Raw genomic sequence first — 15409 nt, 5'->3', positions numbered from 1 at the left:
AAACCAAGTGCTCATGCAGTGATCCTGCATGAGTAGTTTAAAAAGGAAGATCTCATGGCTAAGGCTAAGTTTGAACGTAATAAGCCACACGTTAACGTGGGCACAATCGGTCACGTTGACCATGGTAAAACAACTTTAACAGCTGCAATTGCAACTGTATGTGCGAAGAAATTCGGTGGCGAAGCGAAAGACTACGCTGCAATTGACTCTGCACCAGAAGAAAAAGCACGTGGTATTACAATTAATACTTCACACGTAGAATACGATTCTCCAACTCGTCACTACGCACACGTAGACTGCCCGGGCCACGCCGATTATGTTAAAAACATGATTACTGGTGCTGCTCAGATGGACGGCGCGATCCTTGTATGTGCTGCGACTGATGGTCCAATGCCACAGACTCGTGAACACATCCTTCTTTCTCGTCAGGTTGGTGTACCTTACATTCTTGTATTCCTTAACAAGTGTGACCTTGTTGATGATGAAGAACTTCTTGAATTAGTAGAAATGGAAGTTCGTGAACTTCTTTCTACTTATGACTTCCCAGGTGATGACACTCCAGTTATCCGTGGTTCAGCTCTTCTTGCACTTAACGGTGACGCTGGTCAGTATGGCGAAGAAGCAGTTGTTGCGCTTGTTGACGCACTTGACACTTACATTCCAGAGCCAGTACGTGCAATCGACCAAGCATTCTTAATGCCAATCGAAGACGTATTCTCTATTTCTGGTCGTGGTACAGTAGTAACTGGCCGTGTAGAAACTGGTATTGTGAAAGTAGGCGAATCAGTTGAAATCGTTGGTATCCGTGATACTCAAGTAACTACAGTTACTGGCGTAGAAATGTTCCGTAAATTGCTTGACGAAGGTCGTGCGGGCGAGAACTGTGGTGTTCTTCTACGTGGTACTAAGCGTGAAGACGTACAACGTGGTCAAGTACTTGCTAAACCAGGTGCAATCAAGCCGCACACTAAATTCGATGCAGAAGTATACGTGCTTTCTAAAGAAGAAGGTGGTCGTCACACTCCATTCCTTAACGGTTACCGTCCACAGTTCTACTTCCGTACAACTGACGTAACTGGCGCGATCAAATTACAAGATGGCGTTGAAATGGTTATGCCTGGTGACAACGTAGAAATGTCAGTAGAATTAATCCACCCAATCGCAATGGACCCAGGTCTACGTTTTGCGATCCGTGAAGGTGGCCGTACAGTTGGTGCTGGTGTAGTTGCTAAAGTAACTGCATAATCATCTGATTGTGTAAAAAAAGCGCTCCTTCGGGGCGCTTTTTTTATTTATTCATTTTTACTGCGAAAGTGATTATTTTAGGCAAGATACGGCATGCTTTAGTGTTCATCCTAAAAATAGCGTAGAACTTTACGCACACTAAATTGTCTAACAATCCACCCTGAAAACTGTCCTAAACTGATATTTTGCTGACCCTAACTGCACTTATGGGCGGAGCCTAATCACGTAAGATAAAAAGACGAAAACAACTATAAGCAGTGGATGTCTTCAGGATATTCATAGGAGCAAAAATATGAATGCGAAGGTAAAAATCACAAACCGTGCGGGCGCGAGTTTCCCTGTACGTCGGATGAACTTTGAGTTTGAAAGCGTACCTGAATATTGGATGAATGGTTCAGCTGGACTGACCCATTTTATGACCGCACTGTCAGCACTCTTTCCAGCAGGTGAAATGTTTTTTATCGACAGTGTTCGTGCCGTTAGACAGCATCCCTCAATCAAAGATAATGCCGAATTACAAAAAGAAATTTCAGCCTTTATTGGTCAAGAAGCGATGCATACGCAAGAACATGAAGGTTTTAATGCGTCTGCGCAAAAGTATGGGCACGATGTTGCAACACTTGACCGCTATACCGACCGTGCAATTCAAACCACACGTAAAGTGTTTGCTTTTCTAGGCAAGCCTGTGGGTATTACACAAGAGATGGTGGATTTAACAGCAACCACCGCGCTGGAACATTTTACTGCAACTATTGCCTCTCAGTTGTTGGTCAATAACCACATTCAAGAGCTGATGAGCGATGAAACCATGAAAACCATGTGGTTATGGCATGCTATTGAAGAAAATGAGCACAAAGCTGTGGCTTATGATGTATTTGAAGGAGTTTTTGGAAAGGGAATCAAATCCTATCTACTACGAACGGGATCACTGGTTGCAGCCATGGCCATTTTATTCTGCGTGCAGTCGTATTTTGTGTTTCGGTTATTAAAGCAAGATAAACAATTGAACAGGGCTGCGCTGAAAGATATTTATACCTATGCATATAGTCCATCGAAAGGAATTATTACAGGGATGGCACGTGAAATGATCATGTACTTTAAACCAGGTTTTCATCCTAATCATCACGACACCGACGCTTTACTTGAGAAGTGGAAGCTAAAATTAGGTTTTTAAGCAGTTTTGGCTCTTTGAGCGATGTAAATCACTCTTTTTTTTGTTCGGTTTTTAGCACAAATTTTTTATACTGTGACCTCCACATTTTAGAAAGATAAACGAAGATGATTCGTTTAATGCAAGCTGCGGACTTAAGCCAAGTTGCGCAGATTGAAAATTTAGTTCAAACCCATCCTTGGAGCCTAAAACAGTTCCAAGAGTCCATGCAGTCTTATCACAGTACCGTGATTGAACAGGCAGGGCAGGTCGTAGGCTTTTGTATCCTCCAACCCGTTCTTGATGAGGCCAATTTATTGTTGATGGCCATTCATCCAAGCCAGCAAGGCAAAGGGTTGGGTTACCAGCTATTAGATGCATCACTGGCACAACTCAAAAACAACCCAATACAAGTGTTCTTAGAAGTCCGTGAGAGCAATCAGGCGGCCATTGCCTTGTATGAAAAGTCCGGTTTTCATCAAATTGATTTGCGTAAAAACTATTATCCTAAACCAGATGGTGGTCGTGAGCATGCCATTATTATGGTGAAATCATGTAGTGATGACTTTTCCGAGTTGTTTAAATGAGAGAACAGTTAAGCTTCTGTATAACGCCATTATTTAATAATGGCGTTATTCCACCCCGAAGGTAGGGTGGTCATTAAGGAGTTTCCCAGTTGCTGCACTTCCTCGCTGCTCAGGCTGTGATTGAGTCTGCGCCACTGACCATCAATCAGTAACTCTAGCGGTAAATACTGCGATTTGTAGTTCATTTTTTCTGAGTGTGGTACCCAATAGCCCAAATACACAAACTGCAAAGCGCGTGCTTTTGCTAGCTCGATTTGTTTTAAAATGGCGAAAGTGCCGAGTGAGCGTTTGTTTTCATCGGGATCAAAAAAAGTATAAACCGCAGATAAGCCATCATCTAAAGGGTCGCAGGTCGAAACACAGATGAGTTGGTCTTCTTTCCACAGCTCTAAGAAAAAGCTCTCGGTACAGCTATGCACGAGGAATTTATCAAATTGATCGCGGCTAGGTGGGAACATGTCTCCATCGGCATGGCGTTTAAAGATATAACGCTCATATAAGTCATAATGTTTTTTGGTGGCATCCGCAGTGCGGGTAATTTTTAAAGTCAGATCTTGATTGCGTTTCCATGCTTTTTTTTGACTGCTGTTCATCTTAAATTCGCGTACAGGTACGCGGCTCGACAAGCACTGTCGACACAGATGACACTCTGGGCGGTAGACAAAATCACCACTCCGGCGAAAACCCACCCGAGAAAGTTCGGACAGCGTGACGACATCAATACGATGTGCTGGATCGAGAAATACCATCCGGGCTGACTTTTTTTCTAGATAGCTGCAGTCATGCGGTGGCGTGATGTAATACTGTAAATCATTCAGTAGGGACTTCGGGTGATACGAATTCATGATAAATCCCTCTATTATTCTTTATTCGGTCAGTCGCGCATTTTGCGCTATTGTTTTACTTGAAAATACACCCTCCTGATACATTTTCCAATCGATAGCGGGTTGATTTACAACATCTTGTAACGATTTTAAATAGGTTTGCCGAGAAAGTGTACAAGCACCGAGGCTTAACAGATGATCATTGACCAATTGGCAGTCGATCCAAGGCAGCTTATTTTCACGTCCAATCAACATCAGCGTATAAAAGGCCATTTTTGAGACATCCGTTTCGGTACTGAACATGGACTCCCCAAAACAGCCGTGTCCAATGCTGATGCCATATAGTCCACCAACCAAGCGTGTTTGATCCCATACTTCAACACTATAGCCATAACCTGCATCAAACATTGCGCAGTAGCCATCTATAATGTCTTCACTGATCCACGTGTCATCAGCGTAGCTGCGTGGTAGTGAGCAGGCACGGATCACCCGTTCAAAAGCTTGATTGATGGTGATGCGATAATCTTGCTTTTTCATGCTCCGAAGGAGAGTTTTACTGGGCTGATAATCCTGCGGACGGATGATGCAACGTGGCTCGGGGCACCACCAGCAAATGGGCTCACCTGTAGAGAACCATGGAAATAAACCATGGGTATAGGCTTCAAACAGGGTAGAAGGGGAGAGGTCTGCACCGATACAAATTAAGCCTTCACCCTCGGGGTCAACTTCAAGCGGATCGGGAAAGATATACTCAGAAGGCGGTAACTGCTGCATAGTGATGTGTATACATGATAAAAAATGACTTTAAGATCATACATAAAAAAACCGCCTATGGAAGGCGATCTTTTTCAAGGCTTAGATTATTCGCCTAAAGCATCCAAATACTTTTCCGCATCTAGCGCAGCCATACAGCCAGACCCCGCTGAAGTGATCGCTTGACGATAAACGCTATCAGCAATGTCGCCTGCTGCGAATACACCAGCGACGGAAGCAGCTGTGGCATTACCAGATGTACCGCTTTGAACTTGGATATAGCCATCACGTAAGTTCAATTGACCATCAAACATTGCGCTGTTTGGTTTGTGGCCAATTGCAACAAACAAACCTTGGACATCAATATCTTGTGTAGATTCGTCTTGAGTTGATTTTAAGCGAACTGCGGTTACACCCGTGTTGTCACCTAAAACTTCATCCACTTGGTGATTCCAAATGATGCTGATTTTGCCTTCTTTTTCTTTCTCAAATAAATGATCTTGAAGAATTTTTTCAGAACGTAATGAGTCACGACGGTGAACCAAAGTCACATGCGATGCAATGTTAGACAAATATAGTGCTTCTTCAACGGCAGTATTACCGCCACCGACAACCATGACTTTTTGGTTTTTATAGAAGAAACCATCACAGGTTGCACATGCGCTCACGCCTTGGCCCATAAAAGCAGCTTCAGACTCAAGACCTAAGTACTGAGCGGTCGCACCTGTGGCAATAATCAGTGCATCACAAGTGAACTCATCCATGTCACCTTTGAGTACAAATGGACGTACAGAAAGATCGACTTCATTGATATGATCGTAGATGATTTCAGTACCAAAGCGTTCAGCATGCGCTTGCATACGTTCCATCAGTGCAGGACCTGTTAAGCCTTCAGGGTCACCCGGCCAGTTATCAACTTCAGTCGTTGTCGTTAGCTGACCACCGAGTTGGATACCCGCAATCAATGTCGGCTTTAAGTTAGCACGCGCGGCATATACCGCAGCGCTGTAACCCGCAGGGCCTGAACCGAGAATAATCAAACGTGAGTGACGAGCGTTCATACGTAGAATCCTTTTTTTATTTAGAAATTTGTGGAATTATACGTGAAACTCTATAACAGTTGTGTGAGTTCAATGTCGATATTATTGATCAATCAAATCGATTTGAGCTATATAGAAGAAATATACGGTGTAGAGCGGGAAAAAGTGGAAAAATCATCTGCTCGCTATACATAAAGCATTTAAGAATAGTGCATCTTTTTATAAAGAAGAGGTGCATAATATGACGTTTATTGTGAAACTTTTGCTTTAGGTTTCGAACAAAAACATTAATGAAGAATTTGTTACAGGACAGTATATGACTGAGGTGTCGGGTGCTTATGCACAGCGCTTATTAATGACATTATTTTTAGTCTCGTTTGGCATTTATTTGTTCCTTGCTACCGTGACCTATACCCCATTTGATCCGGGCTGGATGCATATATCAAGTGATACCTTGCAAGTCTCGAATGCCAGTGGCGTTGCTGGGGCGTGGATTGCTGACTTACTGTTCGGTTTTTTAGGCTGGGCAAGTCTACTTATTCCTGTGTTTTTGTTCATTGAAGCCATTCAAGTCTGGTGGCCGCATAGTTTTTTAAACCGCCCATTTCGTTATGCTGCACAATTCTTTATTTTGCTTGCAACCGCCAGCTTACTGTTCTTGTTTTGGAAAGTTCCAGCGGACACTTTAGACAATGCCTCTGGCGGCATTATTGGTTATGAACTGGGACAAAGTTTGTCGCAGATTTTAACCATTTACGGTGCAACCTTATTTTTGGTCGTGTTTACCGTGGTCTTATTGACCTTGGCTTTCGGTATCAAATGGAACCGTACTTTCGCGACCCTCAAAGCAACTCCTGCATATTTACAAGATTTATTTTACCGCAACGTACCTGAAAGCGAGTCTGCCTTTGATCGTACGACGCCAAGCGTCAAAAAAGAAGTGATTGCAACGGCACCGAAAAAGGGTATTGAAGCAACGGAATTGGTCGAGGCGCCAGTAGCCGTGCAAGAGGCATCAGTTAAAGCACCTCAGCGCGACTATTCAGCAGAGCATTTGTTTAATGACATGGTGGCCAAAGAGCAACGTGTTCAAGAACAACAGGTGGATGTGGATGATGAGGTAGAGCTTGAGCGGACTATAGAAAAAGCGCACCAATTAGAACAAGACAGTCAGCGCGTGGTAGCGACAGGGGAAGTGTGGCGTGCATTAAACTCAGGTGAAGATCAACGTCATAAAAATGATATTGATGCTTTACTTCGTGCTGCCGAAGAAGATCGCCCATTTAGCCCAGAACAACATTTTCAAGCAGGGGTTCAAGATCATACAACCCCAATTGCTGATCCTCATTATTTCCAAGACGATGCCCCTGCACAGAAGAAAAATGTCGATTGGGATGATGATGAAATCTTTGACGAGCTGCTTGCTGCCGTACCCAATGGCAAAACAGCAACGGATGTTCACAGCCCCTTCAATACGCCTGAACTGGTATCTCATTTACATGTGGTTGAAGATCCAATTGCGGTGGCTGAGGTTGCAACCTTAAGTGCTGCGGCAAGTCCCGTTGCGTTACAAGCAGCGCCGAGTGGAATTGCAAAAGCACAGCTTGATGAGTTGGATGATTTAGACGAATTCCTTGCTGAGGATTGGTCGGAGCAGAAAGTTGCTGCTTCAGATGTACGCACCAGCAGTAGTTATGCGCAGTCATCTGCTTTTGTACAAGCACCTATTCAGCATCATAATACCGTAAGCACAAGTACTACAGCGGCTGTAGCCAAAGAAGTTTTGTCCAAAGAAGCGTTTATTGAAGCATGGCAGGACACTGCTGGAAAACCGCAAGAAGAAGACGACTTCGATTTTGATGCGCCATTGACGGATGCATCAGGCCGTCCAATGTCTTTGTCCATGCAAGTAGCAGAGCATCGTCGTGATTTATCACCGCTGCCAGGACTGGATTTACTGGATGAAGTTGACCTCAATAAAAAAGTCAATTTCACTGCTGAACAGTTGGCGCGTTTATCTGAATTGCTTGAAATTAAACTACAAGAGTTCAATGTCAAAGCCAAAGTGGTCGAAGCGCAGCCAGGGCCTGTAGTGACTCGTTTTGAGTTGGATTTAGCACCAGGCGTTAAAGCCTCTAAAGTGACCAATATCTCACGAGATCTGGCACGTTCAATGTCCATGGCATCTGTACGTGTGGTTGAAGTTATTCCGGGTAAACCGTATATCGGGATTGAAGTGCCGAATAGCACACGTGAAATGGTACGTTTAATCGAGTTGTTGACCATTCCTGCTTTTACTGATCCGAATAGCATTCTTTCGATGGCAATGGGCAAAGATATTTCAGGTAATCCTGTCATTGCTGACTTAGGTAAAGCGCCGCATATGCTGGTTGCAGGCACCACAGGTTCAGGTAAATCGGTGGCAGTGAACTCGATGATTTTGTCGATGTTGTTGAAATATACGCCGAATGAGTTGCGTTTAATTTTGATTGACCCGAAACAGTTAGAACTTGCTAACTATAACGATATTCCACATTTGCTTACCCCAGTGGTCACGGACATGAAAGATGCAGTCAGTGCTTTGAACTGGTGTGTGAATGAAATGGAACGTCGCTATAAGCTGATGTCTTTCCTAAAAATTCGTAAGCTTGCGGACTATAACCGTAAAGTGGAAGAAGCGATTGCCAATGGCGAAGAGCTGATTGATCCGACTTGGAAAGCCAGTGATTCGGTTGCTGGTGAGCGCGCACCACGTTTGACCCCATTACCATCGATTGTGATTGTGGCGGATGAGTTTGCCGATATGATTATGCAGGTCGGTAAGAAAGCTGAAGAAATGATTACGCGTTTGGCACAAAAGTCACGTGCCGCAGGCATTCACTTGCTACTTGCAACGCAGCGTCCTTCGGTCGATGTAATTACTGGTCTGATTAAAGCCAATATTCCAACACGTGTGGCTTTACGCGTGAACTCAAAAATTGACTCACGCACGATTTTGGATGCTGGTGGGGCGGAAGACTTACTGGGTCATGGTGATATGTTGTTCTTAGGGCCGGGTAAAATTGAACCTGAACGTGTACATGGTGCCTTTATTGCCGATGATGAAGTGAACCGTATCTGCGATGCGTGGCGTGAACGAGGCTCACCAAATTATGTCGATGAAATCTTAACGCCATTTGATGAAGAGCCAAGCTCTCGTGGCTTTGAAGATGGCGATGGCGATCCAAACCGTGATGCACTTTATGACCAGTGCGTATCCTTTGTATTGGAAACACGCAAGGTTTCGGTGTCCTCGCTACAACGTAAGTTTAGTTTAGGCTATAACCGTGCCGCGCGGATTGTCGACCAAATGGAAGAAAACGGGATCGTGAGTGCGCAAGGTGCGAACGGTAAGCGAGAAATTTTAGTTTAAAAAGAAAGCCTGCGGATTGCAGGCTTTTTCTTAATCATTCAGTTTAGGCATCCAGTCATGCAAATTATTGATGCATTAATTCCATTGGTGGTACTCATTGCCATGGGGTATGTATTAAAGCGGTATCGCTTTTTAACGGTAGAATTTTGGCAAGGTGCTGAAAGACTGAATTATTGGATTTTGTTTCCTGTTTTGCTGTTCAGTAGTCTAGCCACCGTTCATTTTAATGTCGGGCAAGTCCTGCCAGCCCTTGCTGTGGTCTTTACTGTGACCTTGCTGATGAGTGTGGTGCTATGGGTATTAAAAGCGGTGTATGGTACGCCTGTGTCGCAATTTGGCGTTTATTTACAGAGTCATATTCGCTTTAATACTTATATTGGTTTGACCAGTATGGCTTTGATTTTTGGCGCTGCAGGGATGCAAGTCTTTGCCATGATTATTGCCTTTGTTATTCCATTGGTGAATGTACTTTCCGTACTTGGTTTTTCTCAAGGGCAGGGACTGTCTTATAAAAATATTGCGTGGTCGGTTGCGAAAAATCCGCTGATTCTGGCTTGTCTGGTCGGGATTATTTTTAATTTTTCAGGTATGCATTTGCTCGAGAGCATGAGCCAATCTTTAAAGCTAGTAGCAGGGATGAGCCTTCCGCTTGGGCTCTTGTGTGTGGGCGCAGCACTCCAGTTTAATGCGTTAAAATATGCTGGCCGAGCGCTAATTCTAAATACCTTTGGGCGTTTAATCTTCGTGCCTATTTTAGCCTATGTAGGCTGTCTTTTATTTGGTTTAGCAACATTTGAAACCATGATTGTGGTGGTATTCTTCTCGCTCCCAACAGCCTCAGCAGCCTATGTCCTAACCAAATATTTTCAAGGGGATAGTCAACTCATGGCGGCAATCATTAGTTTGCAAACTTTGTGTTTCGGTTTGACTTTTCCACTTTGGATGTGGTTTTTACAGACATAAAAAATGCCAGTTCTACCGTACTGAGCTGGCATTTTAAAATTGCTGTTTTTGAAGAGTTAGGCAAATTTAGCCAAGACTTCTAAAAACGGTGCTGCTTGACGTGGATAAGCGGCAATTACGTCATGGATACGTTGACCTTCTGGATTGGTGGCATTAATGTCGCGACCATCCGTTTTAAATTGGGTGAGCAGACGCTCATAATCACTTGGGCGCATGTGTTTAAAGGCATGGTACAACACATGAAAGTCGCCATTCACACCTTCAGGAGGAAGCTGAGTTAAGTAGGCAAATACACGCTCATCTGACCATTCTTCATTGAACGTTGCTGGCTGAGATAATGCCATAGCAATCTCCTTGCTGGTTTAATCATTAAAAAAGGCAAAATATGGGAGACAAAGAAAATACTTTCTTGTGTCTGCGCATATTCTGCCTTGATTCAATTTACTTGACTAATCAAAAATCAGATTAACGTTCTTCAGGCAAATTGATATTCATTTCAAGCATTTCAATATTCGCTTCAGAACGGACAGCCATTTGAATGTGCTGTTCATCTACACCGCGAACATAGCGATTCACCACTTGCATGATTTCTTTCTTCATTTGGTCGATTTTGTCTTGGCTAAGACGTTTACCTAAACCGCTTTCAGACGCTACGATGACTTTCAAACGATCTTTTGCGGTTTGAGCACTAGACGGTTTTTCATCATTACTAAAAAGCTTACTCCAAAATCCTGCCATGTCTACGCTCCAAATAGTCGTGCTAACCAGCCTTTAGGCTTCACCGTAATATGACGGTAAGGACGTTCTTCACCTAAGAAACGTGCCACAAGGTCATCATAGGCTTGGCCTGCTGCTTCTTCAGTAAAGAGAATCACTGGTTTACCTTCGTTAGATGCTTGTAAAACACTCTTACACTCAGGAATCACTCCCAAAGTTGGCACACGTAAAATATCTTTAGAAATGTCGTCAATGGTTAACATTTCTTGTTTATCCGCACGTTCAGGGTTGAAGCGTGTGATACACAAGTGTTTACGAATACGACCTTCATTCATTTCAACTTTTTTGGTTTTGCTGTCGAGCATACCAATAATACGGTCAGAGTCACGTACAGATGAAATTTCAGGGTTGGTCACAATAATCGCTTCATCGGCATGGTACATTGCTAAAATTGCACCGCGTTCGATACCTGCAGGTGAGTCACAAATAATGTAGTCAAACTCTTGTGACAACTCATCCATGACACGTGCTACGCCTTCATCAGTTAAGGCATCTTTATCACGGGTTTGCGACGCAGGTAAAATATATAAATTCTCGATATCTTTATCGCGGATAAGCGCTTGTTGTAATCGAGCTTCGTTATTTAATACATTGACAAAATCATACACAACGCGGCGTTCACAACCCATGATCAAATCAAGGTTACGTAAACCTACGTCAAAATCGATCACAACAGTTTTGTGACCACGTAGGGCTAAACCTGTTGCAAAAGATGCGCTTGTCGTAGTTTTGCCTACGCCACCTTTGCCTGATGTTACGACAACAATTTTCGCCACCGAATCCACTCCTGTTATGGTTTAAATCCCCTTATTTATCATTTGGGGCTTTTGGTGTTTATTTATACATTAAAATTCAAGCGCTTCAAATACAAGCTCTTGTTGATCATTTAAGTAAATATGTGTTGGGCGTTTTAAATGCTGCGCTGGAATATCATCTGCAACACAATAGGTCCCTGCAATTGAAACCAATTCGGCTTCTAAAGCATGACAGAAGATGCGTGCAGCGCTGTTTCCGCCCGCGCCGGCAATGACTCTACCACGAGCACTACCATAAATATGTATATTTCCTGAAGCAATCACTTCCGAGCCACTGTTAATCCCTGCGGTAATAATGATATCGCCTTGATTTTGCACCAAGCACTGACCCGTACGTAAAATTTCGTCATGGTATGAAGTCGCATGGCGAATAACAGGTGCTACCGCAACTGGCTTATTGGTAGAAGCTGTCGCAGCAGGAGCAGGGGCTTCAACCACTTGCTCTTTGGTTGCTTTGACTTCTTGAAGTTGCGAGCTAATACCATGACCTTGCGCGGGAATCACAGGGAACTGAATGGCACGGGCTTGTTCAGCCAAAATTCCTTCTTGTACTGCCATTGGCTGTACATCCAGATCCAGTAATAATTGAATCAAGGAAATTAACTCTTGCTCAACGCTACTTTCCAGAACAACTAATGCTCCAGCAGTCGATGCATTTTGTAATGTTTTACTTAATTGCTGTCGGATTGCATCATGATCATTGGTGTCAAGGGTAATGCGAATCGCATTGACCATTCTGCCAGTTATCCGGATATCAGCCATAATTTTTCCTTAAGACTTCTCAGATTTATTTTTTACTAAAGAAGTGATGTTGTAAATAGAGCAAATCCTAGAACAAAATGAAGGATTGCACTAGCTGCGTTTGTAATATTTTTACCTTAATGCTTATTCTTTGGCTTGATCATCTTTTTCAAGCTCTTCTAACCACTGTTTCACCTTAACTTGCTTGCGAATGGCATCCAAACTTTCATAGACCACAGACTCAACCAACTGTTCCAAAGACTGATTATCGATTTTTAAATCACTGACTTTTTCAGCTATCAAGCGATAGGTGGCATTGGGCTGTGCAGGATTTCCCACCACCATTGGTTCCAGTAAACCTTGTGTGATGTTTTCACCGAGTCGTTGTCCGATACTTTGAATTTGTTGCTCAATTCTTCCACCCACAATTGGGATTAAACGCAGTAATTGGGTGAGTTCAGGGGTATCTTCAATCGCACGATTCACAATCAGGCCGACATTTTGAGCAATAAAATATTGACGTTGTTTCAGTTCAGTGGCGAGAGATTCTTGTAAAATTTCAGCCAATGCTTGTGCAAATAAAGTCCGATGATGATCGACCAGGTCATGGATAATTTTTTTATGGGTCGAACTGGTATTTAATTCGTGCTTCACCCCATCCAATACAGTAATCACGACGCGGTCAGAGAGCTCTTCCATCACCACGCGGTAGTAAAATTTGGCCTTGGCTTGTACCGACTCAGGAATCACGTTATAGCCCAACTCATGCAGGCGAAAAGCAATCACCCCCGCACGAAATAATCTTAAAAAACGTAAATGAGGAATAATGGCTAAAATTTCGTACCAATGAATGAAGGGAAAGAAAAACCAGCGACGATGGTGTCGATACACGATGGCAATGCCCCAACGCACCAATAATTCAGTAATCAAGAACAGAATAAACCAAGCTTCTGTGGTGATGACCCACGGATGCAAATGCTCACGATAGAAGCTTAAGACACTTTCTAGGTGAATGGCATGGAAAAACCATCCACCGATATTGCTCATGATAAAAAAATTAGCACACAAACAAAACAAGTTAAAAATGATGAGAAACACCATAAAAATGTCATAGATCAAAAACAGTTTGAAATACAAACTTTGTGGATCAACCTGATGATATTTAGACTTTTTGACTTGGTTATTCTGCATCATGCATAGACCCTTACTGGGTTAAATTGGACGTTGAGTATTTGGCTTTCATTTTTTCAATCAATTGGTCTTTTTCAGTCCAAAGTTGATCGACCCACTGTTGGAATTGTTCACGAAAGTCTGCATCGTCTTCATAGTTTCCAGCGAGTACCCATGCAGGAATATCAAGCTTACGCAAATTAACCGCAATCCGTGGGACTTCTCCGAGCCAAAATTCGCTATAGCCAGGTGCGCCGTCGGGATAGACAATGGTCATATCTACCAAGGCATCAATGTTATTACCTAAAATACTTAAGGCCAAGGCTAAGCCACCCGCTTTCGGTTTAAGTAAATTTTGATAAGGCGATTGCTGCTGTGCATGTTTTTCTGGAGTAAAACGCGTGCCTTCCAAATAGTTTAACAGGGTGAATGGTTGGCTAAGCAGTTGTTCACAAGACTTGCGTGCCTCTTCCATATCGCGTGTTTTCAACGCAGGATTTTTTGCAATTTGTTCTTTACTATGCCTCTTCATCATCGGGAAGCCTAGAATTTTAAAAGCTTGGCCGACAAATGGAATAAAAATAAGTTCCCACTTGGTAAAAAAGCGGGTGAGGGGCATACGGGTTAAACCAAAATATTGGTTAACCGTGGTGTCGACCCAACTTTGATGGTTGCAAGTCATCAGGTAACGACCCTGCATACTTAGCTCAAGATCATCATCGACAGAAATGTCCCATTTCGTGTTGGGTAGGACATGATCGATTAAATAATTGTTCACAGCCAACCAGCTGTTGGTGATTTGAATATTGGTCTCATCCACTTTTTTTGATTTTTTAAACAGTTTGGTCAGGCCGAGTGCCAGCACTGGCGGACCATGAAAAAAAGTACTGCCTGTAATGACTGAACCAACAGTTAAACCACGTGTGATTTTTTTTAATAAAGGTTGTTTTTGGTTTGGTGATGACATAAAAATAAACCCTAAAATATAATGCGTTTCGCAACTCGTTCTATTTTCTAAAGGTCAATATAGTACGGGATGATCAAATAGAAAAGCACCAAACATTAACTGTGTAGAAATTGTGACGAAGAAAGCCTTGAAAAGGAAATTTTTTATTACATATTGTAAATAAAAGCTTTATTATTAACAAAAAATCAATGGTCTAGATCATCGTTTTACGACAATATTCGTTCTATAAACAAAACACACAAAGAAGGAGGCATGCGATGCGTGCACTAGCAATTTCCGCAGTCGTTGGGGCAATGGTTCTTACAGGTTGTCAAAGCACTGGTAATAACATTGGTGGTGTAGAATACGATAAAGCTGCTTTAGGAACCTTAATTGGTGCTGCTGCGGGTTATGGTATTTCTAAAGGGAACGCAAATACTAGCCGTCAAAACAACCGTGCTGCAGCGATTGGCGCAGTTGTCGGTGGTGCAACTGGTGTTTACCTTGACAACAAAGAGAAGAAACTTCGTCAACAAATGGCGGGTACTGGTGTAGAAGTTAACCGTAATCCAGATGGTTCTGTAGGCTTAATCATGCCGGGCAACATTACTTTTGATACCAACAAATCAAACATCAAGCCGAACTTCTATTCAACTTTAAACAAAGTTGCGCAAACCTTAACTGAAGATAACAAGAGCGGTATTCTTGTAACAGGTTATACAGACAGTACAGGTAATGATTCAATCAACATTCCTCTGTCTCAAGCGCGTGCGCAATCTGTAGCAAGCTACTTGGCATCTCAAGGTGTTTCTACAACACGTATTAATGCACAAGGTCAAGGTTCAGCAAACCCAATCGCGTCTAACGCGACTGCTGAAGGCCGTGAGCAAAACCGTCGTGTAGAAATCAGCATCTACGCAATTCAATAATTTTTATTGAAGACTGAAAAACCACCTTCGGGTGGTTTTTTTATGACTGTAGGACTT

15 protein-coding genes are annotated in these 15409 nt (G+C 42.9%); 6 read left to right on the top strand and 9 right to left on the bottom strand.

What is annotated here, in order from left to right; genetic code table 11:
* Nucleotides 1-54 precede the first annotated feature (54 nt).
* The 3 genes from tuf to rimI all read left to right on the top strand — a co-directional run bounded on the left by tuf (nt 55) and on the right by rimI (nt 2982).
* Nucleotides 55-1245, top strand: coding sequence for an elongation factor Tu (tuf, locus tag AC4CUZ_RS18335; RefSeq protein WP_004692776.1), 1191 nt, complete (start codon nt 55-57; stop codon nt 1243-1245).
* A 292-nt stretch (nt 1246-1537) separates the two neighbouring features.
* Nucleotides 1538-2419 (top strand): metal-dependent hydrolase, encoded by an 882-nt coding sequence (locus tag AC4CUZ_RS18330; RefSeq protein WP_087014336.1) that lies wholly within the window; start codon nt 1538-1540, stop codon nt 2417-2419.
* Between the two features lie 104 nt (nt 2420-2523).
* A complete protein-coding gene (gene rimI, locus AC4CUZ_RS18325; protein ID WP_279042840.1) occupies nt 2524-2982 on the top strand; it encodes a ribosomal protein S18-alanine N-acetyltransferase in 459 nt (152 codons plus the stop codon).
* 29 nt (nt 2983-3011) lie between these two features.
* Here the strand turns inward: rimI and AC4CUZ_RS18320 are convergent, their stop codons facing one another.
* From AC4CUZ_RS18320 to trxB, 3 genes are all read right to left on the bottom strand, one after another.
* Entirely contained in the window at nt 3012-3827 is an 816-nt protein-coding gene (locus AC4CUZ_RS18320; RefSeq protein WP_004694916.1) for an arginyltransferase, read from the bottom strand.
* A gap of 21 nt (nt 3828-3848) precedes the next feature.
* Entirely contained in the window at nt 3849-4580 is a 732-nt protein-coding gene (gene aat, locus AC4CUZ_RS18315; RefSeq protein WP_062034249.1) for a leucyl/phenylalanyl-tRNA--protein transferase, read from the bottom strand.
* Nucleotides 4581-4666: 86 nt separating this feature from the next.
* Nucleotides 4667-5620 carry a thioredoxin-disulfide reductase gene (trxB, locus tag AC4CUZ_RS18310; RefSeq protein ID WP_279042837.1) on the bottom strand — a complete coding sequence of 318 codons (954 nt, stop codon included), beginning with the start codon at nt 5618-5620 and terminating at the stop codon, nt 4667-4669.
* Between the two features lie 295 nt (nt 5621-5915).
* On the opposite strand from trxB, the gene AC4CUZ_RS18305 reads away from it, so the two are divergent.
* Both AC4CUZ_RS18305 and AC4CUZ_RS18300 read left to right on the top strand, forming a co-directional pair.
* The gene (locus AC4CUZ_RS18305) at nt 5916-9011 is read left to right on the top strand and encodes a DNA translocase FtsK (RefSeq protein WP_279042835.1); all 3096 of its coding nucleotides are present in this window, start codon (nt 5916-5918) and stop codon (nt 9009-9011) included.
* Between the two features lie 57 nt (nt 9012-9068).
* Nucleotides 9069-9974 (top strand): AEC family transporter, encoded by a 906-nt coding sequence (locus tag AC4CUZ_RS18300; RefSeq protein WP_114837468.1) that lies wholly within the window; start codon nt 9069-9071, stop codon nt 9972-9974.
* A gap of 56 nt (nt 9975-10030) precedes the next feature.
* On the opposite strand, the gene AC4CUZ_RS18295 is transcribed toward AC4CUZ_RS18300, so the two are convergent.
* The 6 genes from AC4CUZ_RS18295 to yihG form a co-directional block, all read right to left on the bottom strand.
* Nucleotides 10031-10318 carry a PA4642 family protein gene (locus AC4CUZ_RS18295; protein WP_004694907.1) on the bottom strand — a complete coding sequence of 96 codons (288 nt, stop codon included), beginning with the start codon at nt 10316-10318 and terminating at the stop codon, nt 10031-10033.
* 121 nt (nt 10319-10439) lie between these two features.
* Nucleotides 10440-10712 (bottom strand): cell division topological specificity factor MinE, encoded by a 273-nt coding sequence (gene minE, locus AC4CUZ_RS18290; protein ID WP_004694905.1) that lies wholly within the window; start codon nt 10710-10712, stop codon nt 10440-10442.
* Nucleotides 10713-10714: 2 nt separating this feature from the next.
* A complete protein-coding gene (gene minD / locus AC4CUZ_RS18285; protein WP_010326008.1) occupies nt 10715-11527 on the bottom strand; it encodes a septum site-determining protein MinD in 813 nt (270 codons plus the stop codon).
* A gap of 69 nt (nt 11528-11596) precedes the next feature.
* Complete coding sequence (gene minC, locus AC4CUZ_RS18280) at nt 11597-12328, bottom strand: septum site-determining protein MinC (RefSeq protein ID WP_490748032.1); 732 nt, start codon at nt 12326-12328, stop codon at nt 11597-11599.
* A gap of 123 nt (nt 12329-12451) precedes the next feature.
* On the bottom strand, nt 12452-13501 hold the full coding sequence (locus AC4CUZ_RS18275; RefSeq protein ID WP_039889842.1) for a hypothetical protein: 1050 nt from the start codon (nt 13499-13501) through the stop codon (nt 12452-12454).
* Between the two features lie 10 nt (nt 13502-13511).
* On the bottom strand, nt 13512-14444 hold the full coding sequence (yihG, locus tag AC4CUZ_RS18270) for a 1-acylglycerol-3-phosphate O-acyltransferase, YihG family (protein ID WP_005400165.1): 933 nt from the start codon (nt 14442-14444) through the stop codon (nt 13512-13514).
* Nucleotides 14445-14701: 257 nt separating this feature from the next.
* Here yihG and AC4CUZ_RS18265 point away from each other — a divergent pair, with 257 nt between their 5' ends.
* Nucleotides 14702-15352 carry a YiaD family glycine zipper/OmpA-like lipoprotein gene (locus AC4CUZ_RS18265; RefSeq protein ID WP_005400164.1) on the top strand — a complete coding sequence of 217 codons (651 nt, stop codon included), beginning with the start codon at nt 14702-14704 and terminating at the stop codon, nt 15350-15352.
* The last annotated feature ends 57 nt before the right edge of the window (nt 15353-15409 follow it).

Source organism: Acinetobacter sp. 789_lipA (assembly GCF_058242845.1).
Note: the sequence above shows the minus strand (reverse complement) of the source record. Positions and strands in the feature narration are given on the sequence as shown.